This is a genomic window from Pseudonocardia halophobica (genome assembly GCF_027922425.1).
GTDB classification, from domain to species: Bacteria; Actinomycetota; Actinomycetes; order Mycobacteriales; family Pseudonocardiaceae; genus Pseudonocardia; species Pseudonocardia halophobica.
In genome coordinates this window covers 1-833 of record NZ_BSFQ01000178.1, presented here as the reverse complement: position 1 = coordinate 833, position 833 = coordinate 1, and the positions used below count along the sequence as shown (strand labels likewise).

General features: G+C 65.2%; 1 protein-coding gene. It reads right to left on the bottom strand.

Annotated features, from left to right (window positions below; genetic code table 11):
* Nucleotides 1-646: nicotinamide phosphoribosyltransferase domain-containing protein (locus PKE99_RS37990; protein WP_271215092.1), on the bottom strand; the 646-nt coding region annotated here is incomplete at its 3' end.
* Nucleotides 647-833 lie beyond the last annotated feature (187 nt).

Genomic DNA, 833 nt, shown 5'->3' with positions numbered 1-833 from the left:
TCGCGGCGAGGATCCCCGGCACCGTGTCGGACTGGTCGAAGTTGACCAGGTGCGCCAGACCGCCCAGCGCCGCGGACTCGTCAGAGCTGACGCCGCGGGCGCCGTAGTCGTGCAGGATGTTGCGGATCAGCTGCGGGTTGTCCGAGGTCCGCGCGAGCGCCTCCCTGATCACCATCTTGGACAGCCAGCTGACCGTGCCGATGGTGCTCGGGTACCAGACCGCGCGCAGCAGCGCGGTCTCGAAGAAGCTGGTGGCCCAGAAGTACTTCGGGTCGGTGTTGATCACCTGCACGAGCACGTTCCGTGCCGGGAGCACGGTGCCCTCGGGAACGGCCTCGATCTCGACGGGCAGGTAGCCGCCGTGGTCGTTGAGGATGCCCAGCCAGTTCTCGCGGTTGAAGTGCATCCCCTGCTCGCGGACGACGAACTCGGCCTCGTCGATGTCCTCGAGGCTGATCGGGCGCATCAGGTATTCGCGCAGGAAGGCCTGAAGGACGACGAACTGGACGACCGGCCACTCACCGCCGCGCGACTCGATGTAGCTCGAGACGTACTCGGTGCCCGGGGGGTAGAGCGGGTAGTGGCAGTGCTTGTAGTTGTCGGTGTTGATGATCAGGTTGTCGAGGTAGCCCATCGGATCGTTCACCTTCCGAGAGTCGTTTCTACCGACTGGCCGCGCTTGCCGGAGTTGGCTCGGCGGGCACGGGGGAGCGTGGAACCGAGGTTCTACGCGGACATGCACCCTTGCGCATCCGCCTGGCGGCCACCAGGGGTCGGCCTTACCAGCAACGTGATTTTAACGTTTCTACTGTGACCGTCAACTCAGCTCGGCC